Consider the following 25,033-nt stretch of genomic DNA (forward strand, 5'->3'; position numbering starts at 1 on the left):
CGCCGCCGGGCCGGTATCACCGGCGACACTGGGACACCCCAGCTAACCGGCACCGACCCCGCACCGACCCCGCACCGGCCCGCACCACGCGGCACGGGCCTACAAGCACGCGCTATGCAGCACACGGCACGTTTTTCCTACGCCGGGGACCCAGCCTTCTCGCCGTCTCCCCCGCCAGCGGAGCTGTCGGCACCGCTCTCGTCATCCTCATCATCGTCGTCACTGCCCCAGATGCGCTCGACGTGGTGCGGCGTGGTGGTGCGCAGCGGCTTGAAGCGGTCGATGATCATCACGAGCACGAGCGAGACCACGCCCCAGATCGCGAAGGTCCGCAGACACTGGCCGACAATGTCGGAGTCGAAGTACAGGATCGACCGGGCGGACTCGACCGACGCCGCCATCGGCAGTACCCCATGGAGGTGGGTGAACAGCGCCGGCTCCATGTAGATCGACAACGCACCGCCCGACGCCGGAATACCGAGGAACATCACCACCCCGACAATGGGTATCACCCCCAGCAACCCGAAAAGTCTCTCGAGGACCGCGGCGAACATCGCCACCGAGAAGATCGCGACGATACCGACACCCCACAGCGGCAGGAAGTGGCCGGGGCCGACCGCGCCGACGATCGGGCTGGCAATGAGCCAGACGACGAAGGACATGAACACCGCGTACCCCGCCACGATCGGGATGAGCCTACGCAACGGCCGCGACGCGGGCTGGGCGTTGGAGCCGACCAGGATGACCATGAATCCGGCCATCATCCAGCCAATGGCAAGGTAGAGGCTCACCGTACCCAAGCTGTCGCGGTCGGGCAGCGGGGTGATGTCGTCCGTCTCGACCGGCATGTCCTGCGCCTGGGCGATCTGGGTGAATGCCTGCTCGATGGCCTGGGCGGTACTGCTCCCGCCGGCCTGGTTGGTGACCACCGTCGCCGAGGGATTGTCCGCGGACGGCAGGATGAAGCCGCCCGCCACGTCCCGGTCCTCGACCTGGGTGCGCACCTCGTCCGCCGAGTCCACGACCGTGAACTCGAAGCTTCCCGGCATGGCGTCGGACAGACCGTCGACGGTCTGCTCCGCCTGCTCGGACGTCTCAGCGGCCACGGCCACCGGCATATCGCGAGGGGCCGGGTTGTGCATCGCACCGAGCATCCCCACGACCATCATGAGCACCATCGCCAGCGGGAAGAACGCCAGCGCGGCGTACTGCCAGAACCGGCTCTTCGGCCGCTCACCTCCGTGCAGGGACGGCAGGTTCACGACCATCGTCTTCGGGCGCTTGCCCTTGCGGGACTTGTTGGCGTCGATGAGCGAGGTGAGCAGAATACCTGCGGCCGCCCCGATGATCAGCACCCACAGGTGCGACCACGCACCCTCACCATCGAAGTAGAGCACCGACCGCAGTGCCTCGCCTATCGCGGGGGCGGGCAGGAACGAGTGCAGGACGTGGTAGAGCCCCGGGGTACTGAAGATGGGGATCGACACATTCGAGGCAGGTATGCCGAGCACCATGAGCAGGAACATCCCGACGATGACCGACATCGGACCGAATATCCGGGTGAGGAACATCTGCACCGATCCGACGGCGAAGACCGCCAGCCAGGCGATCCCCAGGACCTGCCAGGCGTCGCTGGAATCGACGACATGCAGGCACGGACCGGCGACGAACCAGACGATCGTGGCGATGACCGCCGCCCACCCTGCGATGAGCGGAATGGCCCGCCGCTTGAGCAGGAGCAGCTGCGGCGAATTCGTCAGGGTGATCGTCAGGGGCAGGAACCCCGCCAGGAGCAGGGCGGTCGTCATGAACATCGCACCCAGGCCGGCAGGGTCACTGTCCGGAAGCGGAACGAGGTCCTCGTTGTCCATCTGGAGGTCCGTCGCCGCGGCGACCGGTCCAACGACCTGCTGGACGGTGCTGGCCTGCTGCGCACCCGCACCACCGGCGGTGTACAGGGTCGCGCCGTCGTCACCGACGACGACCGCGGCGGCGACATCCCGGTCGATGACCTGCTGGCGCGCCTCGTCCGCGCTGCCGGCGGACTGCACGTCCACGGTGTCGTCCCCGGCGGCGTCGAGCCCCTGGGAAAGTGCCTCGGCGGACGCCTCGGCCGTCTGCGAGGTGGTCTCGGTGGCGACCGTGACCGGCATATCGTGGGGTGTCGGCGAGTGCATCGCGTACAGGTAGCCCCAGACCATCATGCCGACCATAATCAGCGGCATGGCGAACATCGCCACGTAGCAGCCGATCTTCTCCGCGCGTTCCCGCTTGGCGGCCTTCGCGGCGGCGTCCGGGTCGTCCTTCCCGACCCGGTCCTCGCCCGAGGGCTTCTGGCTCGTCTCGCTCAAAGCCTGCTCCTACTCCAGTGGTTGGATCGTGTGTGCACTGCAGATTTTCGCCCCGAAAGGACCTTCCACAGCAACCGACGCGGCAACTGTACGCCACATGACTTAATTTCTGCATTTCCCCGCGGTACACTCCCCGTATGGCAACCCACGGCGATCAGGCACGCGAAACACTCCTGGATTCTGCGGAGGAACTTTTCGCACGTCACGGTATCGACGCCGTGTCGAACCGCACCATCGCCGACCACGCCGGCACCGCGAACCATTCGGCTGTCGGCTACCACTTCGGGGGACGTACCGAGTTACTGCGCGCACTGGCCACCCGGAACCATGCGGACATGCTGGACAGGCGGCGCGAACTCCTCGCCGGCCTCAGCGTCGACTGCCCCCTGCGCGACATAGTTGCAGCAAACATCATCCCCTGGGTCGACGTGCTGGATTCCCTGCCCGCCCCGAGTTGGCGTGCCCGATTCATGCGGCAGGTCGTCTCCACCCCGTCGGTGATGGACTCGTTGCGCGCGGAACCGACGCCCCCGGAGGATTCCATGCGACTCGACGCAATGCTGCCCGATTCCCTCCCCGAGTTGCAGGACGTCCCCCGCAACGTCCTGCGCAACCGCTCCCGTCTGGTCGAGGGACTGGCCCTTGACGCCTGCGCCGGCTACGAGGCACGGCTCGCCGACGGCAGCGTCGCCAGCAACTGGCTCAATGTCGGCTACTTCCTGATCGACGCGGCCAGCGGAATGCTGGCCGCGCCGGTCACCCGCCCCTCGGACTTCCTCACACCGGCCTCCCCCTCGGTGCTGTCACTGTAGGGGAACCTAGACGATCTCCCGGTCGGCGGTGCCCTGTGCCTCACCGGCATCCACCGACTCACCGTCGGTGAACCGGTCGTAGGCGGTGCCGTCGTGCAGGGCGGCGTCGATGCCGACGCCCTCCTCCGTCTCCGAGATGCGGATCGGACGGATCTTGTCCATGACCCAGGCGATCGCGTAGGTCATGCAGAAGGAGAAGCCGACGGTCACGACGATCGCCACGATCTCCCGCCAGATCAGGTCCGGGGAGCCACCGAAGAAGACGCCGGCACGCTCCGCCGGGGCGGCGGCGGTCCCGAAGAACACCACGAACATCGCACCGGCCATGCCGCCGACACCGTGCACGGCGAAGACATCCGCCGAGTCATCAATCCCGAAGCGGCGGGCAAGCTTGATGGCACCGAAGGCCGCGGCGGAGGCGAGCAGGCCGACGAAGATCGCACCGACCGGGTGGACGGCGTCCGCCACCGGGGTGATGCCGACGAGACCGGCGATCATGCCGGTACCCAGGCCGAGCAGGGTGTAGTGGCCGTTGAAGATGCGCTGCATGATGATGAAGCCGAGCATGCCGCCGGCCAGGGACAGCAGCGAGGTCAGGATCACGTACTGCGCCAGGAAGTCCGCGGCACCGGCGGTACCGCCGTTGAAGCCCATCCAGCCCATGGCGATCATGCCGGCACCGATGAGCATCAGCGGCAGGTTGTGCGGCTTGTCGTCCTTCTTCGCGCGGCGTCCAAGGAAGATCGCCAGTGCCAGGCCGGCCGCGCCGGCGTTCATGTGGACGGCGGTGCCGCCGGCGTAGTCGTGCAGGTCGAGGACGTTGATCATCCAGCCGCCCGTGGTTCCGGCCTCGTCGTCGTCCCCGGCGAAGACCCAATGGGCCATGGGGGCGTAGACCAGCAGGACCCAGATCGCGGAGAAGATCATCCAGGCGTCGAACTTCATTCGTCCCGCCGCGCCGGAGGCGACCAGCGCCACGCTGATCGCGGCGAAGAGGGTGAAGAAGGCGGCGTCCAGGGTGGTGCCCGCCCCGTCATCGGTCATCAGGCCGTCGAAGAAGGCGAACTCGAAGGGGTCGCCGATCAGCCGCAGTCCGGCGACGGTGTCACCGACGACCAGGCCATGGCCGACCAGGACGTAGACCACGGTGGTGACCGCCAACGACGACATCACCATCATCATCATGTTGAGGACGCTCCGGCCGTTCAGCATGCCGCCGTACAGCATCGCCAGGCCGGGGAACATCAGCAGAACCAGGGAGAACGCGGCGAGGATCCACGCTACATCTGCAGCAGGCATTGTCATTCCTTTACGTCAGTCGGGGTATCTAAATGTCGGACATGAATCTATGTGGAACGCGTTGCGGCGGTGTCCCGCCGACGTTTCCTGTTGATGAACGATGCTCACCTAGGCGAGTTCGGGCTTGTCCCACAGGTTCAGCACGGTGCCGATGTCCTTCTCCTCGGCGGTGGCGAAGAGGTCGGTGGCCCAGGCGACGTCCTCGACGGGCATGCCGCCCACGGAGTACAGGGTGACCTTCTCCGGATCCCACCCCGGGGCCTTCCCCTCGGCGACGTCGGCGACGACCTCGATCTTCTCCTTCTCCAGCTGCCCCTCCCGCACCAGGTCGTACCAGCGGGTGCCGGGAATGCCGAGCATCACGAAGGCCTCGGTGCCGTACTCCTCCTCCCACGCCTCGTAGAGGCCGTACGCGTCGAGCACCAGGCGGGCGTTGCCGGCCAGGAACTCGTCGTCGAAGCGGGCGGCGGCGGGCGCGGCGACCAGGCAGCCGGGCTTGAGCCACTCCTCCTTGAAGTAGGGGAAGGCGGACGGGCCGGCGGCGTCGGTGGTCGTCGCGGCCATCACGATGTCGGCGTCGGCCACCGCGTCCTCGATGGAGTCGCAGGGAATGACCGTGACGTCCGGGTACTTCCCCCTGATGAACTCGGTGAAGCCGTCGATGCCCCGCTGGCTGCGTCCCTTGAGCTTGATGGTCGTGATGCCGGGACGCAGCGCCAGGACCGCGTCGGTGTTGGTGCGCGCCATCACGCCCGGTCCGACCACGGACAGGACGGTGGAGTCCGGGTTGGACAGGTACTTCACGCCGACCCCGGGGACGGCGCCGGTGCGCACCGCCGAGAGGATGTTGGCGCTCATGATGGCCTTCGGCGCCCCGGTGACCGTGTCGTTGAGGACGAAGACGTGGATGGAACGGGGCAGGCCGTCCTTCTTGTTCTCAGCGTTTGAGCCGTACCATTTCACGCCGGTGTTGTTGAAGCGGCCGCCGAGGTAGGCGGGCATGGCCATGAACCGGCGGTCCGGGCCGTCCGCCGGCATCCCGGGGAACCCGGGGTCCTCGGGGAAGGAGATCATTGCGCCGTGGGAATTGTGGTTGAGACCGGCCATCATGTAGTCACCCTGGTTGAGCAGGATGAGTGTCTCCTCCATGACGTCGACGCACCGCGCGATGTCGCTGACGCCCGCCTCGATCATGTCGGGTTCGCTGAGGTAGCGGAAGTTGATGGCGGTACCGGATGCACTGGTCATGTGTTCTGACTCCTAGGAAGATACTTCGTTGAACAATAAGAAACCCTAGGGTCGAGCCTTTGCCCCCGTGTCTCGGCACTGTTTCCGGGTGGTTAAGCTTCCACCGCGTTCTCCGGGACGGAGAGGCCGCGCTGGCAACGGGGGCATTCCACCTCGTCACCGAGGCGTGTGCCCGGCGCGAGGACCTCCCCGTCACAGCCCCTGCAGTGGACCACGGTGGCTCCCCGACCGTCCTCCGGGGCGGTGAACGTCCGGACGTCCCCGGGCCGGACCCCCATGTCGAGCGCGGCACCGACCACCGTGCGCACCTGCCAGTCGACCCCGGCGACACTGATGTGCACCCCCTCCGGCCCGGACGGCGCCGCCAGTGCCCGGCGCAGCTGGATCAGCCCGGTGAGTCCGCGGTCGCGGCCCAGGGCGATGCCGGTCTCCACCGTGCCGACCACACCCCCGTGGAAGCGTCCGCCGGCCCACGGACTGGTCCTGGTCCCCGGTCCGGACTGGGCGTGGCGGACGCGGACCTGCACCGGCTCGACATTCCGGCCCCGCGCACTGTCCAGCCATTCCGCACACACTGTTCCGCCGCCCTGGCAGTACACGATGAGTTCCATTCCCCCACTATGCGTGGACGGTTTTGCCGGGCAGTCACCCGGCGATTTCACTGCCGTTAACGCTCACGGGACATCAGCTGGGCCAGCGACCGGACCAGCGCCCGCAGTCCGGCGACCACGTCCTGTTCGGCGGCGTCCTCCAGCGGCGAATGGGAGATGCCGTGCGGCGAGCGCACGAACAGCATGGAGGTCGGCACGCGCGCCGCCAGGATCCCGGAGTCGTGCCCGGCCTGGGTCGGCAACTCGGGGAGGTACTCCCCGGCGTCGGCGGCGAGCTTGGCGTGCAGGTCGCGCAGGTCCGGGTCGAATCCGACGACGGGCGCATAGGACAGCCGCGTCACGGACAGCTCCACCCCGTGCTGCTGTGCGGCACCGTCGGCAGCGGCGGAAACATGGTTGACCAGGGCGTCCAGGGTGGCGTCGTCGGCGGCGCGGGCGTCGAGCAACGCCACCACCGTCGCAGGCACCACGTTCGGGCCACCGGGTTCGACGTGGAACCGTCCGAAGGTGGCCCGGGCGCCGAGATCCTCGGCGGCCGACCGCGCGGCGAGCACGGTGGTGGCGAACGGCAGTGCGGCGTCCCTGCGGTCCCCCAACCGGGCGGTCCCCGCGTGGTCGGCGACCCCGTCGAAGGTGAACTCCCAGCGCCCGTGCGGCCAGATGTCGGTGGCCACACCCACCGGCGCGTCCAACCCCACCAGGTTCCTCCCCTGCTCGATGTGCACCTCGACCTGCGCGCCGACCCGGGCCAGCTCCGCGGGGTCCTCCCCGATCGCCTGCGGGTCGGCCCCCGCCGCCGTCATCGCCTCCGCGAGGGTCGTTCCCCCGGCGTCGGTGAGTTCCCGAGCGGTGCCGGCGGCAATGGCCCCGCTCATCAGTTTCGAGCCCAGGCAGGCGACCCCGAACCGGGCACCCTCCTCATCCATGTAGTCCACGACGGCGAGGGGGCGCCGGCGGGTGAACCGGCCGTCCTGCTCCGCTGCGGCGAGGACGTCAACGGCGAGGAAACCGAGGACCACGCCCAGGGGGCCGTCCCACAGGCCGCCGTCCGGGACGGAGTCCAGGTGCGAGCCGGTGGCGACGGCGCCGTCCTCCGGCTCACCCCACCAGGCCCGTAGGTTGCCGTTGCGGTCGGTGGCGACGTCCATCCCCCGGGACACCGCCTGTGCGGTGAACCAGTCACGCAGGCGGCGGTCCTCACCGGTCCAGGAGAAGCGCCGGACGCCGGACGCCCCGACGCCGATGGTGGCCAGTTCGTCCCACATGGTGCGGAAACGTGTCATCAGGGCCGGGGCGTCCATGTCGGCGGCGATGGTCACGGGGGAGGTTGGGGTTGTCATGGTCCGTCACATTCAGTAGGTTTCATATCATTACTCGATGATTCACATGGAGAATCTCAGGGACCACGATAGCAGAGAGCGGAAGACCATGGACACCACATACGACTACGTCATCGTCGGCGGAGGCCTCGAGGGCCTCGCCATCGCCTGGGGCCTGACCTCCCGCGGGGAGAACAGTGTGCTCGTCGTCGAGCGGAACCAGCTGTGCGCCGGGATGACCGGCAAATCCTCCGGTGTCGTCCGTGCCCACTACGGCGCCCCCTCGGTGGCGAAGATGGGTTGGACCGGCACGAAGTTCCTGCACAACGCCACCGACATCCTCGACGACGACTGCGGCTTCCGGAACTGCGGGTACATGGTCGGCGTCGGTGAGGACAACGTGGAGGCCCTGGCCGCGAACATCGCCATGCAGCAGGAGCTCGGGGTCGACGTGGAGTTCATCCCCGGCGACCGGGCCCGCGAGCTCTGGCCCGACCTGCACGTCGACGATTTCGCCTCCATCGCCTACGAACCGCTCGGCGGACGTGGCGACGCCCCGATGCTCGGCATGGCCTTCTCCGTCGCCGCCCGGAAGCAAGGTGCGAGAATCCGCACCGGCACCGCGGTCACCGGCTTCACCCGCGGCCACGCGGGCGCCGTCACCGGGGTGGAGCTGCAGGACGGAAGCACCGTCGGCGCCGGCCAGGTCATTCTGGCCACCGGTGCCTGGGCCCGCGAACTGGGCACGGCGGCCGGCCTGGATCTGCCGGTGTACGCCCAACGCGCCCAGCTGATGCTGATCAACCCCGGCGAGGATCTGGGTCGTGTCCCCGTCCTGTCCGACCTGGTCAGCCTGCAGTACCTGTGCGGCGAGCCCAACGGCGACATCCTCTGCGGCAACTCCGACCACGCGGAACCGCACTGGGCGGACCCCGACCACTACCCCAACAGGGCCGACGACGACTTCGTGGAATGGACCATCGGCAAACTCATGCACCGCCTGCCGGACATGCCGAACCCCGCGCTGACCAGCTCCTACGCCGGATGCTACGACACCACCCCGGACTACAACCCGATCATCGGGCCCAGTGGGGTCGACGGCCTGTTCCTGGCCGTGGGTTTCGCCGGGCACGGTTACAAGATCGCACCGGCCGTCGCCGACCTCGTCGCTGACCTGCTGCTCATCGGCGACTCACAGGACCCGGACGTCCGCCCGGAGGACTTCCGGCTGTCACGCTTCGCCGAGAACGACCTGACGCTGAGCCTGCACCCGTATGCGGGGGCGGGAGAGATGCGATGACGCTACGATGTGACCCCATGGCCACCGCAGAGCAACTCCCCGACCACGAGATCACCCCGGACTCCGGCACGGTCGAGGACAGGTCCATCGAGGTGGGGCTGGGGAACCGGGTCCGCTCGCTCCGGACGTCCCGGGGCATGTCGGTCGCCGGACTGGCGGAACGCGCCGGCCTGTCGAAGGCGATGCTGTCGAAGATCGAGAACGCGCAGACGTCCTGCTCCCTGACCTCGGTCGCACGGCTCGCCGAGGCCTTGGACGCCCCGGTGTCCACGCTGTTCACCGATGCCCAGGTGGAGCGTCCCGCGGCCTACACGCCGGCCGGCACGGGAACCCGCATCAACGGCCGGGGCACCCGGCACAACCACATCTACGAACTACTCGGATCCTTCCGGGGCCACGGCGACACGACCTCCGGCCCCCACCTGGAGCCGGTGCTGGTCACCCTGCACGACCGCTCGGAGACCCATCCCCGCTTCCAGCATCCGGGCACGGAGCTGCTGTACATGCTGGAGGGTGACATGCTCTACCGCCACCAGGACACCGATTTCCGGATGCGCCCCGGCGACGCCCTGCTGCTCGACGGTGAGGCGGTCCACGGACCGGTGGAGCTCACCGAACTGCCGATCCGGTTCCTCGCCGTGACCGCCTACCCGGACGAACCCGCATGACCCCCCGCCGGGTCGTAGTCCACCACCCCACCGACGACCGTCCCCAAGACCCGGCCTTCCAGGCGCTGATCACCACCCTCAACGATGCGGTCCGCGGGACCGTCGGAGCACTGGGCTGGTCCGCGGAGTTCATCGCCGGCGACACACAGGCGCCGGACGCCGACCTCGTCGTGGTCGCCGGCGGCGAGGACGTCTCCCCCGAACTCTACGGTGGCCGCCCCGGCTACCCGGGCGCTGCCGGGCACGTCCCCGCCGCCGACCGGGCGCACCTCCGGGTCATCCGCGACGCCGCGGCATCCGGCACCCCCCTGCTGGGGATCTGCCGGGGACTGCAGCTGATCAACGTCGCCTTCGGCGGGACACTCGTCCAGGACATGTGCGGCCACCGGCGCCCCGGACAGAGTGACCCCTTCGTCCCCACGCGGGTCACCGGTGACCCCGGCATCGTCCCGGACCAGCCGGTGCTGTGCACCCACCACCAGGCCATCGACGTCCTCGGGTCCGGACTGCGGGTGGCGGCCCGTGCGGAGGACGGGATCATCGAGGCGGTCGTCCACCGCGGTGCCCCCGTCACCGGGGTGCAGTGGCATCCGGAGCACCCCGCGGTGGCCGCGACACAGCTGAAGGCCCTACTGCTGCGCCTGGACGCGCAGTGCGGGGCCGCACTGGTCAGCTGAACTGCTCGAAGCGGACCTCCGACATCGTGGCGTTCACGTTGACCGTCACGGTGTGCTCGGTGTCGTCGTCCCTGTCGCCGCTGCCGCGCACCTGGGTGCCGTTGAAACTGTCGCAGTCGATGTCGCTCATCGAGCTCTGCGGGCAGTTGACCTCCACCCGGTAGGACGGCCCGCTGGTCGTCTCCGGGAAGGTCATGATGACCGAGCTCATGGTGGCCTGCAGGTCGATGGTGCTGTCCTGGTCGACCTGTGCGTCGGCGAAGTCCAGCTGCTGGGAGCTCATCGTGTACTCGTAGCCGTAGTTGGCGGGCAGGTCCTGGACCTGGACGGGACCGCCGACGAAGGTGCCCTGGGTGCGGTCGTTCTCGATGGTGGAGAAGCCGCCCCAGCTGGAGAAGACGGCGCTGAACAGCCCGGTGATGCCCAGGACCACGGCGAGGACGAGGCCGATGATGAACACCTTCAGTCCGGTGCGCTTCTTCTTCGCGGACGTCGTGGTGCCGGACTCCTCGTCGGCGGGGATGCCGGGGTCCGGGAGGTCCCAGGCGAAGGGGGCGGTGCCCAGCGGGTCCCATGACGGCGGCTGGCGGCGGGGCGGTTCGAAGCCGCTGGCCGTGGAGACCTCACCGAGGTCGATGGTCGGCGCGTCCTGCTCGGACGCCGGTGCCGCAGCCGGGGCCGTCGGGGTGGGCGTGGCGGCCGGGGTGGTGACCCCGGTGACGTCGTCACGGTCGAGCAGGCCGGCCGGCGGCACCGGGGTGCGCTCGTGCAGCAGCCACCAGACGACGCCGGTGACCGCGGCGGAGACGATCAGGCCGGTCAGCGTGATACCGCCACTGAAGATCCCGCCGAGAACCAGGAAGACCAGGCCCGTGATCAGGGTGCCGATGGCGACCGACCGGTCCTCCTCGAACCGGGGGTCGCGTTCGCTCCGGACCAGGACGTCGAACGGGGTCTTCGGCACGGAGTAGCGGCGGAAGACCAGCAGTGCCGCGCCGTAGACCCACAGGCCGACGCCGCCGGTGAACGTCAGCAGGACGAACAGCAGACGGATCAGCAGCGGGGACACCTGGTAGCGCACGGCGATGCCCTCGCAGACGCCGAAGAACCAGGTGCGCTGGGATTGGCTGCGCGGGAAGCGGACCGGGCGGGTCGTCCACATCTCGCGGATGGTGGTTTCGATGTTTGTGCTCATGGCTCTCATTCTTCGGCTCCCACCAGCAAAGCACATCAGGGAAGCCCCTGACTTCCACCCTGACATCCGGAACTCAGGGTCATCCCCCATACCCCGGACACCGGCGGACCTGGCAGTGTTGTCGGTATGCCGCACAACCCTGCCCAGCTCCGACGCCCAGCGCCCCCGTCCCCGGACCTCCACCGGGTCGCCGAGGGCAAGCTGATGGCCGGGGTGTGCACGGGCGTCGCCGCGCACCTGGGCGTGCGCCTGACCGTGGTCCGTCTGGTGTTCGCCCTGATGAATGCCATCGCCGGGCTGGGCATGGTCGCCTACGGTGCACTGTGGGTGTTCACCAGCCGGGTGGCGACCGCCGAGGAGGGCACGAACCCGGCGGCACTGGCCACGATGTCGCGGCGTGGGCTGTCGACGGAGCTGGTCAACCGTCCGAAGAGTGCCCGGGACCGCTGGTTCGTGGTGTTGGCCGTGGTGCTGCTGGCCGCCGGTGGTGCGACCCGTCCGCAGGTCGCGTTGAGCGTTATCCTGCTGGCCGGCGGTGTGCTGCTGGTGTGGCGCACCTTCGGTCCGGACGCGATGACCGGCGGCACCGGGAGGACGAAGCGCTCCCCCGGTGGTCTGCAGTGGGCGAGCCTGCTCGGCGGGCTGGTGCTGCTGGTCGTCGGCATCGGCTACGTGGTCTTCGGCGCCCGCGGCGAATCGGACGGCGGGAGCGTGATCGTGCCCGCGGTGATCGCTGCCTTCGCCATGATCCTGGGGCTCGTCGCCGTCCTGATCCCGCTGTGGCTGCGTCTGTGGTCGATGGCGAACGCGAACGCGCGGGAACGCGCCGCCGAGGAGGAGCGGACGCGGATCGCCTCACGGATCCACGATTCGGTGCTGCAGACCCTCACCCTGATCCAGAAGAAGGCCGGGGACCCGGAGATCGCCCAGCTGGCGCGCAGCCAGGAACGCCAGCTGCGCCAGTGGCTGTTCGCCCCGGATGAATCGGTGCGCACCGAGACCCTGTTCGGCGCCCTGCGGGTCGCCTGCGGCGAGGTGGAGGATACCTTCGGGGTGCAGATCCGTCCGGTGATCGTCGGTGAGGACCGCGACGCCTCGGAGGAGGACCTGGCCCTGCTGCTCGCCGGACGCGAGGCGATGGTCAACGCGGCGAAGCACTCCGGGTGCGCGGAGATCAACGTGTACCTGGAGGTCGCCCATGACACGGAGCTGTTCGTGCGTGACCGTGGCCCCGGGTTCACCGTCGATGCGATCCCGGCCGACCGTCAGGGGGTGAGGTCGTCGATCCTGGACCGGATGGAGCGCGCGGGCGGTACCGTGGAGATCGACACCGGGCATTTCGGCACCGAGGTCATTCTGCGGCTGTGAGTACGACGGGAAGGATGGCAGAGACGTGACAGACACCGTGCAGGTGTACCTCGTCGACGACCACTCGATGTTCCGCTCGGGCGTCCGCGCGGAGCTCACCTCCCACCCGGGCGTGGAGGTTGTCGGCGAGGCCGGTGCGGTCGCCGAGGCGGTCGCCGGTATCCGGGAGGTGGGCCCGCAGGTCGTGCTGCTGGACGTGCACATGCCCGACGGCGGTGGCCTGCGCGTGCTGCAGCAGGTGCTGGACGGGGCGGATCCGGAGGGTGACTGTCCCCGGTTCCTGGGGTTGAGCGTGTCGGATGACCCCACGGACGTCATCTCGCTGATCCGCGGCGGGGCGCGGGGTTACGTGACGAAGTCCATCGACGGCCGTGAACTGGTCGACAGTATCCTGCGCGTGAACACCGGCGACGCGGTCTTCTCGCCCCGGCTCGCCGGCTACGTGTTGGATGCTTTCGCCGCCGGGCCGTCGGAACCGGTGGACACCGCCGACGCGGACGCCGCCCCCCTCCCCCCGGACGCGGACCAGTCGATGCTGTCCTCGTTGACTCCCCGGGAGAAGGAGGTCATGCGGCTGCTGGCCCGTGGCTACACCTACCGGGAGATGGCGGAACGACTGTTCATCTCGGTGAAGACGGTGGAGACGCACGTGTCGAACGTGCTGCGCAAGACCCAGCAGACCAACCGGCACTCACTGTCGCGGTGGGTGTCGGACAACAGATTGGAGTGAGTGATGGCGAACAGTTCCTACGCTGTGACAGTGGTGCGTGACGACGGGACCTGGTGTGCCGCGGTCGCCGGGGTCGAGGGCGCGTACGTGTGGGGCTCGGACTTCGAGGAGCTGGAGGCCGGGGTGCGTGCCAGGCTCGCGGAGATCCTCGGTGTAGCGGACACCGGCGATGTCGAGCTGGACTGGCACGTGGACGCCGACGGGGACGACGGACGGCAGACCCCGGTCAGTCCGATGTAACTCGGCGATCGGTTCGCGGTGACCGGAATCCTGGACCCTATAGACAGCTCGGTCTAGATTGTTTGTTGTGAGGCAGGGCGAACGCCCTGTCACACACGGAAACACCACACCACCACGGAAAGGCACCGCCACCATGACCGCGTCGATGACGAACGCCCCCACGATGACCGCCCGCTTCGCGTCCCCCTCCCAGGTCGCCGACACACTCAGCACCCTGTGGTCGGGACCGAAGCAACCGGACACCGGGGAAACGTAGCAGCACCCCTGTTCTCCTCCATGGACGGGGACGGCACCGGTCATCTCCGGCGCCGTCCCCGTCCTCTCCCGTTGCATGCAATGGCAGGATGGGTGCATGACGACAACAGTCGAACTCCACGTCCAGCTACCGACGAGCCCGGTGAAGGTGTTCCGCGCGCTGACCCGGACCGAGCACCTGCGCAGGTGGTTCGTGGACACCCTCGACTACGACCGGTCCCTGCTGACCTTCGGCGCGGGCCGGCAACTGATGTTCATCGCGGACACGGGACTGGTCGGCCAGGGCGAGGTCACCACCTACAGGCCACCGACCGCGCTGGAGTACACCTGGGACACCGAGGTCCTGCGGTTCGACCTCGTCGCGTCCGGCACGGAGGACGCCGAAACCACGGAGCTGACCTTCACCAACACCATCGGGGGCCCGGACGCCGGGGCCACCGCCGACGCCGCCCGGCCCGGCTGGCAGACCGCCCTCGACCGACTGAACGACCTGCTCACCGAAGGACTGGCATGACCGACACCCCCGACGACCGCCTCACCGCCCGCTACGGCCGTCAGCAGCAGTGGAGTCCCGACGGGAACACCTGGAACGACACCCTCGACACGATTCTGCGCCACCGTTCCGTGCGCCTGTGGCAGGACCGCGGGATCGACGACACCACCCTGAACACCCTCACCGCCGCGGCACAGTCGGCGGCGACGTCATCGAACAAGCAGGTCGTCTCGGTCGTGGCGGTGCGCGACGACGGCATCAAGCAGGAGATCGCGGGCATCGGCAAGCAGATGTCCACGCACGTGGCGACCGCCCCGGCGGTCCTGGTGTGGCTGATCGACTTCTCCCAGCCCCGCTTCCTCGCGCAGCAGGTGCGGGACGCCGCAGGCGCCGACGGGGACGACGAGGAGATCCACGGCGTGGCGAAGCGTCCTCCCCATGACCTCGGCGCCCTGGACTACCTGGACGAACCGATGATGGCGGCCCTCGACATCGGGATCGCAGCACAGAATGCGGTGGTCGCCGCCGAGTCGCTGGGCCTGGGCACGGTGTACCTGGGCTCGCTGCGCAACGACATCGAGCGAATCCAGGAGATCCTGGGACTGCCGGAGACCGTGGTCCCCTTCCTCGGCCTGGCGGTGGGCTGGGGCGACCCGGAGGAGAACGCCGGGGTGAAGCCGCGTCTCCCCCGGGAACTGTTCCTGCACCACGACCGCTACAACAACCGGGCGGACGCCGCCGGCGCCGCGGAGCGCGCCGAACTGCTGGACGGCTACAACGAGGCACTGGCCGGGTACTTCTCCCGCTACGGCCAGCATCCGCAGTGGTCGGCGCAGACCCTGACCAGGATGTCGGGGAGATCCGCGACCAGGACGAAGCGCCAGTTCCTGCGGCGGATCCTGGAGAAGGCCGGGTTCGGGTTGAGATAGCACCGACCACAAAGGTGACACGTCAACCACTTGGGTCTAGAGTGAAGACATGAGCATCGACGACACCACCGACACGAACCTCCCGCTGCGCCGCCTCGGCTTCCTCACCATCGGCACTTTCGACCCGTCCGACCCCGGAACCGGCATCGAGAACACGCTGCAGCTCATCGAGCACGGCGAGAAACTCGGCTTCGACAGCGCCTGGCTGCGCAACCGGCACATGCAGCACGGCATCACCTCCCCGATGACCGTCATCGCCGCCGCGTCCCAGCGCACCAGCCGTATCCACCTCGGCACGGCAGTGACTCCGCTGGGCCCGGAGAACCCGCTGCGCCTGGCCGAGGACATGGCCACGGTGGATGTGCTGACCGGCGGCCGGCTGAACCCCGGGGTCTCCGTCGGCACCCCGATGCGTTTCGACAGCTGGAGGGACGCCCTCTACCCGGACACCGCCGGGGCGGAGGACTTCTCCAAGCGGAGGGTGGAACGGCTCATGGAGGCCGTCCGCGGCGACGAGGTGGCTGCCTTCCCACAGGTGGAGAACACCGAGGAGTTCACTAACCAGGTCCAGCCGCATGCCCCTGGACTGGTCAACCGGCTGTGGTACGGCTCCGGATCACGCTCGTCGACGCAGTGGACCGCCGAGCACGGCCTGAACCTGCTGAGTTCCAGCGTGATCTCCGCGGAGACCAGCGAGGATTTCGACGAGAACCAGCGCGCCCAGATCGACCTGTACCGCGAGCACTACTCCGGTGTCCTCGGCGGGACGCCACGGGTGTCGCAGGGTCTGGTCATCATCCCCACCGACTCGGCGACGGAGGACCAGAAACGCAGGTACGAGGCCTATGTGCAGCACCGCAAGGAGGTCGGGGTCGGCAGGCTCCAGGCATTCGGGCCGAAGAAGATGATCACCGCCCCGGACCTGATCGGCACCTCCGACGAGATCGCCGAGCAGCTGCTGGACCTGTCGGCGTTCCGGGCGGTGGATGAGGTCGCCTTCGCCCTGCCGTTCACCTTCGCGCAGGACGACTACCTGCAGCTCCTCGGTGACATCGCAGGGTCGCTGGCGCCGAAGCTTGGCTGGACGACGCCGACGGTGTAACCCCCGACTGATACGGTGGGCGGCCATGGGCACTGCCGACCAGCTCCACCAGCAACTCACCGGTCTCGACGGCGCCGGGTACGGCGCCTACAAGAAACTCACGGGGCGGCGGTTCAGCATCGGCGACCCCGGTGACCACCTCGGGCTCACCGTCGACAAGGTGCAGGCCGACCCCTTCGCCCCACCGTCGTTGATCCAGGTCAGCGTCCCGCTGGAGGTCACCGGCATCCGCGTCGGCTCCGGGGAGGACGTGCCGGTCCGCGACCACCTGGCCCGGCGCGTCGCCGCGGCTGTCAGCCGGCACTCCCCGGACGGCGGGAAAAGCTCCGGCTTCCTCACCATCGACGCCCCCGGCCAACAGGTCCTCGACCGGGCCAGCGTGGTCATCGACGGCGGCACCATCCATGTACGCCTGGAGGCGGCCCTGCCCGCCGGGGGCCGCCGGATCCGCGGTCGCGCCGCAGCGACCCTGCTGTGCGAGGTCCTTCCCCGCGTGATCCGGGACGCGCTGCTCGATCTGTCCGACACCGACTGGGCCGACCTCGGCACTGCCGTGGAAACGTACGGTGACCAGGAGCACCTCCGCGGGCAACTGCACCGCCTCGGCCTTGTCGCCTTCGTTGCGGAAGGGTCCGTCCTGCCCCGGGAAGCGGGGAACTCGCAGCGTCCTCTCGCCGGTGCCGTGCCGTTCACCGCCCCGGACTCCCTGCGGCACAGCGTGACCCTGCCCTCGGGGCGCACGGTGTCCGGGATGGGCGTGCCGCAGGGGGTCACGCTGATCGTGGGCGGCGGCTACCACGGGAAGTCCACCCTGCTCAAGGCGGTGGAGCTCGGCATCTACAACCACGTTCCCGGCGACGGGCGGGAATTCTCCGTCACCGACCCGACGGCTGCGTCGCTGCGCGCGGAGGACGGCCGGTCGGTCACGGACGTGGACATCTCCGCGTTCCTCCATGACCTGCCGGGCGGTGCCGACACCGCCGGCTTCTCCACCACCAACGCCTCCGGGTCCACGTCACAGGCCGCCGGGCTGGTCGAGGCCCTCGATGCACGGGCAACAACCCTGCTGATCGACGAGGACACCTCGGCGACGAACTTCATGATCCGGGACGACCGGATGCGCACCCTGGTCCCGTCCGCCAAGGAACCGATCACCCCACTGGTCGACCGGGTGCGTTCCCTGTGGACCGACCACGGTGTCTCGACAGTCCTGGTCGCGGGCGGCTCCGGCATGTTCATCGACGTGGCGGACACCGTGATCATGCTGGACGCCTACCGTCCTGTCGATGTCACGGGCCGTGCCCGGGACCTGGCCGAGCCGCACCGGGACGCCGGGGCGTTCCGGATGCCGCGGCCCCGCGTCCCCTCCCCCGTCACGTTCAGGTCCCCGGGCAAGGGACGGAAAGGGTCCCGCCCACCCCAGGGCAAGGGTCTGGACTCGATCCGCGTCGGCGACGACGCCATCGACCTCTCCGCCTGTTCCCAGCTGGTCGACCCCTCGCAGACCTGCGCGATCGCCGCGGCCCTGGCGGCACTGAATCTGGACGGACAGGTCTCCCTGGACGAGGCGACGCGTGCCGTCACCGGCCTGGTGCCCCACCGGGGACGCCACCCGGGCCGTCGTGCCGGGGTACGTCCGCAGGACATCGCCGCAGCGGTGAACCGGTACCGTGGACTGGTATGACGACACCCGCACAGGTCCGCAAGGCCGCCCTCGCCCTGCCCGGGGTCGAGGAGGACAGCGGTGAGTTCTCGGTGCACGGGACCGTCTTCGTCACCGTGACCACCGGGAAAACCCTGATCCTTCACCCGGACACCGACGGCGCCCCGCAGAACACACCGCTGGCGGAGCTCAACGGGATGGAGACCAACCACTGGGTGCGCCGGGCCTGGTTCGCCGCGGCACCGTCCGAGCTCGCCGGGCCCCTCGCCGCCGCGGACGACGCCGTGGCCGGTGAGGTCGGTGACCTGCCGAGAGCCATCGGCAACCCAGCGACGAAAGCCCTGGTCGCGCACGGAGTCACCAGCCTGGCCGATCTGGCCGGTCATGCGCTCGACGACGTCGCCCAGTGGCACGGTGTCGGCCCGAAGGCCATCCGGATCCTCCGCGACGCGGTCACGTAACTATCCCGCCCGCACCACGCGCTTCTCGCCTGCGGCAACCACGGTGTCCAGCGTGTTCTCCTGCGACGGGAGCGGACACAGGAATGCCGCGGAGAACGCGAATGCCGGGAGCTGCACCCGGTTGAAGTCGATGGTGACCTTACCGTCGGCGTCCGGCGCGGGGACCCGGAGGAAGCGGAAGCCGAAGGTCCGGTCGCCGGACTCACGCCCCGCGTCGGCGAAGGAGGCGAAGAAGCCCTCGTCGGTCTCCTTGACCTGCAGCCGGTGCTCGCCACCGTCCGGGACCCGGAAAGTCAGCCACCCGGCGACCTCGCCGTCCGCGGTGAACCCGTCGGCACTGGCAACGGTGACGGTCGCGGGCTCGGCGGTGAATGTTGCCGGCACGACCCAGCGCTCGTCGTGGTCGAAGACGTCGATGTCCGCCACGTCGGCGTAGTTCGCGGAGGTGGTGTCGAAGGTGCGCAGGGCTGCGGTGCCGGCCCGGGAGTGCCCGACGAGAGTCACCTCGCCGTGGGCGGTACGCTCGCCCGGGGCCAGGCGGACGGTGGGGCCACCCCACGCCCCCGGCAAGTCCACGCCGAGCACGGCGTCCCGCTCGGAGTACCAGCGTCCCGGGACACCGGGAATCTCCACGGCCCCGTCCACATCAGTCGCGGTGATCCAGTGCGTGCCGGTCAGTGCAGCGGGTCCGTCGGGTGCGGTCACGGCGGCCCGGCGGTCCCCACGCCACGCTTCCCAGTCGGTGCGGGGTGTGGCCAGTGTGGTGTCGGTCATGGGTGTCTCCTTACGTGGTGGGTCCAGTGCACCTACTCTGCCGCGGAGGTGTCCGCCGCGTCGACAGTTGTGTTCGCCACGAACCCAACCGGATTCCGGTAGAGAGGGGACATGACCCTCATCACCGCCGCAGAACTTGCCGCCCATCTGGATTCCACCGTCGTCCTCGATGTCCGTTGGACGCTGCAGCATCCGGACGGACGCGCCGACTTCGCCGCCGGACACATCCCCGGGGCACGCTACGTTGACCTGGACACCGAGCTCAGCGACCATTCCGTGGCGGGACGCGGTCGGCACCCGTTGCCGTCGGGGCCGGACCTGCAGGCCTCGCTGCGCCGGTGGGGCGTGGACGACGGGACACCTGTTGTCGTGTACGACGACTGGAACCGTGCGGGTTCATCGCGTGCCTGGTGGGTACTTCGTGCCGCGGGGCTCCGGGACGTCCGGATCCTCGACGGTGGCTGGTCCGCGTGGACACGGTACGGCGGAGAGGTGGAGACCGGTGAGTCCGCCGCCGTGGACAGCCGGGGATCGGTGACGGTGCCGTTCGATGACCTGTACTCCGGTGCGTTGCCGGTGCTCAGCGCCGATGAGGCGGGCGACCTCGCCTCCTCCGGGGATGGTCAGCTCCTGGACGCCCGGGCCCCGGAGCGTTTCCGCGGCGAGGTGGAGCCGGTCGACCCGGTGGCCGGGCACATCCCGGGTGCGGAGAACCTGCCGTCGACGGACGTCCTTGACGGGGACGGGACGTTCGTGGGGCAGGACGGGTTGCGTTCGATCCTCCACGGGGCGGGCGGCGGATCAGCGGCGTACTGCGGATCCGGGGTCTCCGCCGCGGTCGTTGTCGCTGCCGCGTCCACCATCGGTGTCGATCTGGCGCTGTTCCCCGGCTCCTGGTCACAGTGGTCGTCCGACCCGGACCGGCCGGTGGGGTGAACTGGGAAGTTATACCACTTTTCAGTCGCAGGATTTTCCGCGACCTGCGGTTATGCGAGTTCAATCTCCCGAACAGTGGTAGAACTTCCGTGGAGGCCTACCGGGTGGGCAGAGGTGTGGCGATGACCCCGTCGTCGGGGCCGTAGCAGATCCCCCCGGCCTCGAGTTCGGCACTGCGTCCGGCGGTGGGCGAGGAACAATCCCAGTCCCCGACCGTCATCGCCAACGTATTGCCACCGCCCTCGGATTCACGGCGGTCCTCGTACTCGTCGATGATCTCCTGGGCTTCCAGGCACGACACCGACCCCTCGCGCACCTCCACCAGTGTGTCTCCGGACGCCGCACCACACATCGTTCCGGGCGCGACGGGCTCATCGTCCTCGGCGTAATCCTCGGAGGTCTGCTCGACGAACGTCGGCTCCGCCAGGTCGTCCTCCGCAGGGGAGCATCCGGCAACCGCCAGTCCGACGACTGCCGCAGCAGCGCCAGCACATCGGAACCCTAGAAATTTTCTCACAGAAATGTGTCTACCAGCTGAGCGTAGGCGCTGACAGTCAAATCCAGATCTTCGAGGTACAGGTGTTCATCATGGGTGTGCAGCTGCGCGCTGACATCGGCCAGCGTCCGCTCCCGGGCGTTCAGGGCGAAACCGTAGCCCACCCCACCCAGCCGACGGCCGAAGCGCAGGTCCGAACCACCCGGTGACAGCACCGGCACCACGGAAGCCCCCGGGAAGAAGGACGCCACCGTCGACTCGATCGCCCGGTACAACGGCGAGTCCGTGGTGGACACCTCGGCCGGTTCCGAGATCAACCGCTCGAACTCCACCTCGTCCGCCAGATCCCCCAGTGCCACACGCAGTTCCGCGTCCACGTCCCCGTCGCTCTGCCCCGGCAGCGGGCGGATGTCCAGCTCCAGGTACGCCGAACTGGGCAGCACGTTGATCGCCTTGCCCGCCCGAAGCACCGTCGGCGAGACCGTCAGGTGCGATACCGCGTCGGCGTACCGGGCGAGGTCACCGAACTGCAGGTACGCGGAGTCATCCGTGCCCTGCAGCAGTGCGTCCTGCACCTCCGGGGAGAACCGGAACGACTCCACGAACCCCCGCCACAGACCACTCTGCGACACCGGGGGACGGTGCGCGGCGATGCGCCGGGCCACCTCGGCGATGCGTGCGACGGTGAAATCACGCCCGAAGGGTTGCGAACCGTGGCCCGCATCCCCGGTGACGTGCAGACGGCGCTGCGCCGCACCCTTCTCCCCGACAGCCACGATCACGGCATCCGAACCATCACCGACCGGCAGGTGTGAACCACCGGTCTCCGAGATGCAGTTACGCCAGCTGAACGCCTCCGGGTGCTCCTTCGACAGCCATCCGGCTCCCAGGCCACCGCGCGCCTCCTCATCGGCGACACCGACGAAGGTCAGCGTGCCGCGGGGTGGTTCACCGGACGCTGCCTTCCGGGCGACGGTCCGGGTGATGACCGCCATCGGCGCGGTGAGCCCAAGCATGTCGACGGTTCCGCGACCGTAGATTCTGCCGTCCTCGATCTTCGCGCCGAAAGGCTCCTTCGTCCAACGTGCCTCGTCGACGGGGACCACATCGGTGTGTCCGAGGAAGGTCAACGGTTCCGCGGACGGGTCGGATCCCGGGACGGTCACGATGATGCTGGTGCGTCCCGGCCGCGGTTCCAGTCGCTGCACGTCCACAGCACCGGACGCGATCTCCGCGGCGAAGAACTCCTCCAGGGTGTCGGCGTTGCGGACCTCCTGGCCCGAGTCGGGTGTCAGATCGTTGACGCAGGCATTGCGGACGAGCTTCTGCAGCAGGTCGAGGGAATCGTCGTACAGTTCGCTCACTGGTCAGCCTCCGGGACCACCCAGTAGTCGTCCTCGTCGCGGCTGGCGAGGTACTCGGCGAACTCATCGGACAGGTAGGCGTCCTTCACGTCCTCCGCCCAGTCGCTGCCGACCTGGTCCTGCTGGGTCACCGCGACGAGCTCCAGATCCGGCAGCAGGTCCTCCTGCAGCAGCTGCAGGTCGGTGTCGATGCCGGAGGAGTAGGACATGGAGCCGGGGATCACGGCCCAGTCCACATCGTCGATGGCGCGGGAGATGAATGCCGAATCCACCAACTGGATGTCGAGGTCGTGGGGATTGTCCTCGATGTCCTCGGCGGTGACCGCCGTCTCGTCCGTCCCATCCTTCAGCGTCAGCCACCCGGCCTTGACCAGCAGGCGGTAGGCACGCGAGGTGTTGGCGGGGTCCTCGGGGATCGACACGGTCTGGCCGTCCTCGATCTCCCCCAGGTCGGTGTGCTGCGAGGAGAACAGCCCGGCCGGGACGGTCGGGATCGGGACGATGGAGCCCAGGTCGCCACCGGACTCGGAGTTGAAGTTGTCCATGTAGGCGGTGTGCTGGTCGACGTTGAGGTCCGCGCTCCCCTCACTCAGCGCGATGTCGGCCTGCTGCAGCTCGGTGAAATCGTCGAAGGTGACCTCGTATCCCTGCTCCTCGAGGATCGGGGTGACGCCCTCCCGGAAGAGTTCACTGTAGGGCCCGGGGGACGTGGCGACGCGGATGGTGTCGTCGTCATCGCCGCCGTCATCCCCACCCATGCAGGCGGCGGTGGTCAGGACGAGTGCTCCGGCGACGCCGATTGCGCCCGCAGAGCGCAGGGTGCGTGCAGCGCGGGTGGTTCTGGACATGCGGTTCTCCTCTGGTGGTGATGTCGTCTCCCCACCACACTAGACTGTTCTGTCTATTTCCGGGACTCCGCCCCGGCCGTTTCGAGTGGTATCGTGCGGGTATGAGTACCACATTCAATGTTGCAATGGGAGACCGAGGACGGATGGTCATCCCCGCCGAGATGCGCCAGCGACAGCAGTGGACCCAGGGAACCCCGCTCCTTCTGATCGAGACCGACAGGGGTGTTGTCGTGGCTACCCGCGAACAGGCCAAAGACATGATCAGGGAGCAGCTCGCAGGAACGAACCTGGTCGATGAACTGATCGAGGAACGACGTGCGGAAGCTCTTCGGGAAGACCTGACCCCGTGAAAGTTCTTGATGCCTCAGCCATCCTCGCGTTCCTCCACGGTGAGCCCGGTGCCGAGCGGGTGGAGCAGGCCCTGCAGCATGCAGTTGTCGGTGCAGCCAACTGGTCGGAGGTCACACAGAAGATCATCCGCGCGGGAGCTGAGTGGGACGTCGCGCGTGCACTCCTTGTGAGCTACGGACTGCAGGTCGAACCCGTGACAGCCGATGACGCGGAACGTGCCGCCCTCCTCTGGCGCCCGGGAGCCAGCCTGTCTCTGGCCGATCGGCTGTGTCTCGCGCTCGGCCAGCGGCTCACCGTCCCGGTACTGACCGCCGACAAGGCCTGGGGCTCGTCGGAGGGGATCCTCCAGATCCGGTGACGCCGCCTACAGACCCTCGCCCGACGGCGACACCAGGATCTTCACCGCGGTCTCGTTGTGGTTGATCAGGGTGTCGAAGCCCTCGTCGACCAGGCCTTCCAGCCCGATCTTCCCGGTGATGAACGGCTTCAGGTCGATCTTCCCGGACTCCACCAGCTTGATCGTCGCCGGATGGGAGTTGACGTACCCGATCGTGCCGCGGATGTCGATCTCCTTCATCACCAGCTTGTGCATGTCGAAGTCCGACTTGTGCCCCCAGATGGACACGACCACGAGCACACCGGTCGGCCGCAGCGCATCCATCAGGGTGTCCAGGACGACCTGGACCGAGGTGCACTCGAAGGCGACGTCCGCGCCGCGGCCGTCGGTGAGGGTCGTGACCTCCTCGGCCACGTCCACCTCCGCCGGGTTCAGCGCGACATCGGCGACCCCGGAATCCAGGGCCTTCTGGCGTCGCAGTTCGGAGAGCTCCGAGACGACAACCCGCACGCCCATCGCCGTCAGCACCGCTGCGGTCAGCAGGCCGATCGGACCGGCACCGCCGATCAGGGCGGTCTTCCCGGCAGCGTTGTCCCCGGTGATCCCGGAACGCTGGACGGCGTGGTACCCCACCGACAGCGGCTCGATCAGTGCCGCCTCATCCAGCGGAACACTGTCGGCGATCCGGTGGACCCAGCGGCGGCGCACCACAATATTCTCCGACATGCCACCGCCGCGGCCCGCCAGGCCGATGAAGTTCATGTTCTCCGACAGGTGGTAGGTGGTGCTGTCCGGGCCGGTGTCCACGTCCTCGCCGATGATGTAGGGTTCCACGACCACGTGGTCGCCCACGGCCAGGTCATCGACACCCTCGCCGACCTCGGCGATCACACCGGAGAACTCGTGGCCCAGGGTGACCGGGGCGTCCTCCCCGGAGATCGGGTGGGGTTGCCCGCAGGCCGGGCAGAAGATCGGCCCGTCCAGGTACTCGTGCAGGTCTGTTCCGCAGATGCCGCACCAGGCGACGTCGATGCGTACGGTGCCGGGCTCCAGCGACTGCGGTTCGATGTTCTCGACCCGGATGTCGTGGTTGTCGTAGTAGCGTGCTGCTCTGATGGTTTCGGTTGCCATACATACCGATGGTAGCGACGCCCACACCGCCCGTCCGCCCGGTGTGACCCAGCCCTCGACAAACGGGGGTGGACC

At 68.5% G+C, this 25,033-nt stretch carries 26 protein-coding genes; 15 read left to right on the top strand and 11 right to left on the bottom strand.

Annotated elements, in window-relative coordinates:
• Positions 1-137: 137 nt before the first annotated feature.
• Positions 138-2,351, bottom strand: coding sequence for an ABC transporter permease (locus tag ACTIL2_RS07990; RefSeq protein ID WP_442336928.1), 2,214 nt, complete (start codon positions 2,349-2,351; stop codon positions 138-140).
• A gap of 137 nt (positions 2,352-2,488) precedes the next feature.
• On the opposite strand from ACTIL2_RS07990, the gene ACTIL2_RS07995 reads away from it, so the two are divergent.
• Positions 2,489-3,163 (top strand): TetR/AcrR family transcriptional regulator, encoded by a 675-nt coding sequence (locus tag ACTIL2_RS07995; protein WP_442336929.1) that lies wholly within the window; start codon positions 2,489-2,491, stop codon positions 3,161-3,163.
• Positions 3,164-3,169: 6 nt separating this feature from the next.
• Here the strand turns inward: ACTIL2_RS07995 and ACTIL2_RS08000 are convergent, their stop codons facing one another.
• The 4 genes from ACTIL2_RS08000 to ACTIL2_RS08015 all read right to left on the bottom strand — a co-directional run bounded on the left by ACTIL2_RS08000 (position 3,170) and on the right by ACTIL2_RS08015 (position 7,661).
• Positions 3,170-4,462, bottom strand: a complete 1,293-nt coding sequence (locus ACTIL2_RS08000) for an ammonium transporter (protein WP_442336930.1) — start codon at positions 4,460-4,462, stop codon at positions 3,170-3,172.
• Positions 4,463-4,570: 108 nt separating this feature from the next.
• On the bottom strand, positions 4,571-5,710 hold the full coding sequence (locus ACTIL2_RS08005) for a tyramine oxidase subunit B (RefSeq protein WP_442336931.1): 1,140 nt from the start codon (positions 5,708-5,710) through the stop codon (positions 4,571-4,573).
• A 92-nt stretch (positions 5,711-5,802) separates the two neighbouring features.
• Positions 5,803-6,321: a hypothetical protein gene (locus tag ACTIL2_RS08010; protein ID WP_442336932.1), complete on the bottom strand. Its 519-nt coding sequence runs from the start codon at positions 6,319-6,321 to the stop codon at positions 5,803-5,805.
• Between the two features lie 56 nt (positions 6,322-6,377).
• Positions 6,378-7,661, bottom strand: coding sequence for an allantoate amidohydrolase (locus ACTIL2_RS08015; protein WP_442336933.1), 1,284 nt, complete (start codon positions 7,659-7,661; stop codon positions 6,378-6,380).
• Positions 7,662-7,749: 88 nt separating this feature from the next.
• Between ACTIL2_RS08015 and ACTIL2_RS08020 the strand changes: the two genes are divergently transcribed.
• Genes ACTIL2_RS08020 through ACTIL2_RS08030 form a run of 3 tightly spaced genes read left to right on the top strand, consistent with a single transcriptional unit; the run spans position 7,750 to position 10,285 of the window.
• Positions 7,750-8,940, top strand: a complete 1,191-nt coding sequence (locus ACTIL2_RS08020; protein ID WP_442336934.1) for an NAD(P)/FAD-dependent oxidoreductase — start codon at positions 7,750-7,752, stop codon at positions 8,938-8,940.
• A gap of 17 nt (positions 8,941-8,957) precedes the next feature.
• A complete protein-coding gene (locus tag ACTIL2_RS08025) occupies positions 8,958-9,608 on the top strand; it encodes a helix-turn-helix domain-containing protein (RefSeq protein ID WP_442336935.1) in 651 nt (216 codons plus the stop codon).
• Positions 9,605-10,285 carry a gamma-glutamyl-gamma-aminobutyrate hydrolase family protein gene (locus tag ACTIL2_RS08030; RefSeq protein WP_442336936.1) on the top strand — a complete coding sequence of 227 codons (681 nt, stop codon included), beginning with the start codon at positions 9,605-9,607 and terminating at the stop codon, positions 10,283-10,285. The genes ACTIL2_RS08025 and ACTIL2_RS08030 overlap by 4 nt, the downstream gene beginning before the upstream one ends.
• On the opposite strand, the gene ACTIL2_RS08035 is transcribed toward ACTIL2_RS08030, so the two are convergent.
• Complete coding sequence (locus ACTIL2_RS08035) at positions 10,278-11,480, bottom strand: PspC domain-containing protein (protein WP_442336937.1); 1,203 nt, start codon at positions 11,478-11,480, stop codon at positions 10,278-10,280. The two genes, ACTIL2_RS08030 and ACTIL2_RS08035, sit on opposite strands and share 8 nt — an antisense overlap.
• Positions 11,481-11,606: 126 nt before the next feature.
• Between ACTIL2_RS08035 and ACTIL2_RS08040 the strand changes: the two genes are divergently transcribed.
• From ACTIL2_RS08040 to ACTIL2_RS08075, 8 genes are all read left to right on the top strand, one after another.
• Positions 11,607-12,848 carry an ATP-binding protein gene (locus tag ACTIL2_RS08040; RefSeq protein WP_442336938.1) on the top strand — a complete coding sequence of 414 codons (1,242 nt, stop codon included), beginning with the start codon at positions 11,607-11,609 and terminating at the stop codon, positions 12,846-12,848.
• A 25-nt stretch (positions 12,849-12,873) separates the two neighbouring features.
• On the top strand, positions 12,874-13,578 hold the full coding sequence (locus tag ACTIL2_RS08045; RefSeq protein WP_442336939.1) for a LuxR C-terminal-related transcriptional regulator: 705 nt from the start codon (positions 12,874-12,876) through the stop codon (positions 13,576-13,578).
• Positions 13,579-13,581: 3 nt separating this feature from the next.
• Positions 13,582-13,818, top strand: coding sequence for a hypothetical protein (locus ACTIL2_RS08050; RefSeq protein ID WP_442336940.1), 237 nt, complete (start codon positions 13,582-13,584; stop codon positions 13,816-13,818).
• Between the two features lie 352 nt (positions 13,819-14,170).
• Entirely contained in the window at positions 14,171-14,587 is a 417-nt protein-coding gene (locus ACTIL2_RS08055; protein WP_442336941.1) for an SRPBCC domain-containing protein, read from the top strand.
• Entirely contained in the window at positions 14,584-15,495 is a 912-nt protein-coding gene (locus ACTIL2_RS08060) for a nitroreductase family protein (RefSeq protein ID WP_442336942.1), read from the top strand. Before ACTIL2_RS08055 ends, ACTIL2_RS08060 begins: the two co-directional genes overlap by 4 nt.
• 49 nt (positions 15,496-15,544) lie before the next feature.
• Positions 15,545-16,597: an LLM class flavin-dependent oxidoreductase gene (locus tag ACTIL2_RS08065; RefSeq protein WP_442336943.1), complete on the top strand. Its 1,053-nt coding sequence runs from the start codon at positions 15,545-15,547 to the stop codon at positions 16,595-16,597.
• 25 nt (positions 16,598-16,622) lie between these two features.
• Positions 16,623-18,281, top strand: coding sequence for a P-loop domain-containing protein (locus tag ACTIL2_RS08070; RefSeq protein WP_442336944.1), 1,659 nt, complete (start codon positions 16,623-16,625; stop codon positions 18,279-18,281).
• Positions 18,278-18,721 carry a hypothetical protein gene (locus ACTIL2_RS08075; protein ID WP_442336945.1) on the top strand — a complete coding sequence of 148 codons (444 nt, stop codon included), beginning with the start codon at positions 18,278-18,280 and terminating at the stop codon, positions 18,719-18,721. Before ACTIL2_RS08070 ends, ACTIL2_RS08075 begins: the two co-directional genes overlap by 4 nt.
• On the opposite strand, the gene ACTIL2_RS08080 is transcribed toward ACTIL2_RS08075, so the two are convergent.
• Positions 18,722-19,495, bottom strand: coding sequence for a DUF1684 domain-containing protein (locus ACTIL2_RS08080; RefSeq protein WP_442336946.1), 774 nt, complete (start codon positions 19,493-19,495; stop codon positions 18,722-18,724).
• A 111-nt stretch (positions 19,496-19,606) separates the two neighbouring features.
• Between ACTIL2_RS08080 and ACTIL2_RS08085 the strand changes: the two genes are divergently transcribed.
• A complete protein-coding gene (locus ACTIL2_RS08085; RefSeq protein ID WP_442336947.1) occupies positions 19,607-20,431 on the top strand; it encodes a sulfurtransferase in 825 nt (274 codons plus the stop codon).
• A gap of 97 nt (positions 20,432-20,528) precedes the next feature.
• Here the strand turns inward: ACTIL2_RS08085 and ACTIL2_RS08090 are convergent, their stop codons facing one another.
• The 3 genes from ACTIL2_RS08090 to ACTIL2_RS08100 are packed head-to-tail and all read right to left on the bottom strand — an operon-like array spanning position 20,529 to position 23,139.
• Positions 20,529-20,948: a hypothetical protein gene (locus ACTIL2_RS08090; RefSeq protein ID WP_442336948.1), complete on the bottom strand. Its 420-nt coding sequence runs from the start codon at positions 20,946-20,948 to the stop codon at positions 20,529-20,531.
• Complete coding sequence (locus ACTIL2_RS08095) at positions 20,945-22,291, bottom strand: M20/M25/M40 family metallo-hydrolase (protein ID WP_442336949.1); 1,347 nt, start codon at positions 22,289-22,291, stop codon at positions 20,945-20,947. Before ACTIL2_RS08095 ends, ACTIL2_RS08090 begins: the two co-directional genes overlap by 4 nt.
• Positions 22,288-23,139 (bottom strand): MetQ/NlpA family ABC transporter substrate-binding protein, encoded by an 852-nt coding sequence (locus ACTIL2_RS08100; RefSeq protein WP_442336950.1) that lies wholly within the window; start codon positions 23,137-23,139, stop codon positions 22,288-22,290. Before ACTIL2_RS08100 ends, ACTIL2_RS08095 begins: the two co-directional genes overlap by 4 nt.
• A gap of 101 nt (positions 23,140-23,240) precedes the next feature.
• Here ACTIL2_RS08100 and ACTIL2_RS08105 point away from each other — a divergent pair, with 101 nt between their 5' ends.
• The gene (locus ACTIL2_RS08105) at positions 23,241-23,489 is read left to right on the top strand and encodes an AbrB/MazE/SpoVT family DNA-binding domain-containing protein (RefSeq protein ID WP_442336951.1); all 249 of its coding nucleotides are present in this window, start codon (positions 23,241-23,243) and stop codon (positions 23,487-23,489) included.
• On the top strand, positions 23,486-23,848 hold the full coding sequence (locus tag ACTIL2_RS08110) for a type II toxin-antitoxin system VapC family toxin (protein ID WP_442336952.1): 363 nt from the start codon (positions 23,486-23,488) through the stop codon (positions 23,846-23,848). The genes ACTIL2_RS08105 and ACTIL2_RS08110 overlap by 4 nt, the downstream gene beginning before the upstream one ends.
• A 6-nt stretch (positions 23,849-23,854) precedes the next feature.
• Here ACTIL2_RS08110 and ACTIL2_RS08115 read toward each other — a convergent pair whose 3' ends face one another.
• Entirely contained in the window at positions 23,855-24,943 is a 1,089-nt protein-coding gene (locus ACTIL2_RS08115; protein WP_442336966.1) for a 2,3-butanediol dehydrogenase, read from the bottom strand.
• Between the last annotated feature and the right edge of the window lie 90 nt (positions 24,944-25,033).

The organism is Corynebacterium sp., from assembly GCF_052107835.1.
Lineage (GTDB): Bacteria > Actinomycetota > Actinomycetes > Mycobacteriales > Mycobacteriaceae > Corynebacterium.

Coding starts and splice junctions, on each gene's coding strand:
- ACTIL2_RS07995 (WP_442336929.1), top strand. CDS start 2,489: ATGGCAACCCACGGCGATCAGGCACGCGAAACACTCCTGGATTCTGCG.
- ACTIL2_RS08000 (WP_442336930.1), bottom strand. CDS start 4,462: ATGCCTGCTGCAGATGTAGCGTGGATCCTCGCCGCGTTCTCCCTGGTT.
- ACTIL2_RS08005 (WP_442336931.1), bottom strand. CDS start 5,710: ATGACCAGTGCATCCGGTACCGCCATCAACTTCCGCTACCTCAGCGAA.
- ACTIL2_RS08010 (WP_442336932.1), bottom strand. CDS start 6,321: ATGGAACTCATCGTGTACTGCCAGGGCGGCGGAACAGTGTGTGCGGAA.
- ACTIL2_RS08015 (WP_442336933.1), bottom strand. CDS start 7,661: ATGACAACCCCAACCTCCCCCGTGACCATCGCCGCCGACATGGACGCC.
- ACTIL2_RS08020 (WP_442336934.1), top strand. CDS start 7,750: ATGGACACCACATACGACTACGTCATCGTCGGCGGAGGCCTCGAGGGC.
- ACTIL2_RS08025 (WP_442336935.1), top strand. CDS start 8,958: ATGGCCACCGCAGAGCAACTCCCCGACCACGAGATCACCCCGGACTCC.
- ACTIL2_RS08030 (WP_442336936.1), top strand. CDS start 9,605: ATGACCCCCCGCCGGGTCGTAGTCCACCACCCCACCGACGACCGTCCC.
- ACTIL2_RS08035 (WP_442336937.1), bottom strand. CDS start 11,480: ATGAGCACAAACATCGAAACCACCATCCGCGAGATGTGGACGACCCGC.
- ACTIL2_RS08040 (WP_442336938.1), top strand. CDS start 11,607: ATGCCGCACAACCCTGCCCAGCTCCGACGCCCAGCGCCCCCGTCCCCG.
- ACTIL2_RS08050 (WP_442336940.1), top strand. CDS start 13,582: ATGGCGAACAGTTCCTACGCTGTGACAGTGGTGCGTGACGACGGGACC.
- ACTIL2_RS08055 (WP_442336941.1), top strand. CDS start 14,171: ATGACGACAACAGTCGAACTCCACGTCCAGCTACCGACGAGCCCGGTG.
- ACTIL2_RS08060 (WP_442336942.1), top strand. CDS start 14,584: ATGACCGACACCCCCGACGACCGCCTCACCGCCCGCTACGGCCGTCAG.
- ACTIL2_RS08065 (WP_442336943.1), top strand. CDS start 15,545: ATGAGCATCGACGACACCACCGACACGAACCTCCCGCTGCGCCGCCTC.
- ACTIL2_RS08070 (WP_442336944.1), top strand. CDS start 16,623: ATGGGCACTGCCGACCAGCTCCACCAGCAACTCACCGGTCTCGACGGC.
- ACTIL2_RS08075 (WP_442336945.1), top strand. CDS start 18,278: ATGACGACACCCGCACAGGTCCGCAAGGCCGCCCTCGCCCTGCCCGGG.
- ACTIL2_RS08080 (WP_442336946.1), bottom strand. CDS start 19,495: ATGACCGACACCACACTGGCCACACCCCGCACCGACTGGGAAGCGTGG.
- ACTIL2_RS08085 (WP_442336947.1), top strand. CDS start 19,607: ATGACCCTCATCACCGCCGCAGAACTTGCCGCCCATCTGGATTCCACC.
- ACTIL2_RS08100 (WP_442336950.1), bottom strand. CDS start 23,139: ATGTCCAGAACCACCCGCGCTGCACGCACCCTGCGCTCTGCGGGCGCA.
- ACTIL2_RS08105 (WP_442336951.1), top strand. CDS start 23,241: ATGAGTACCACATTCAATGTTGCAATGGGAGACCGAGGACGGATGGTC.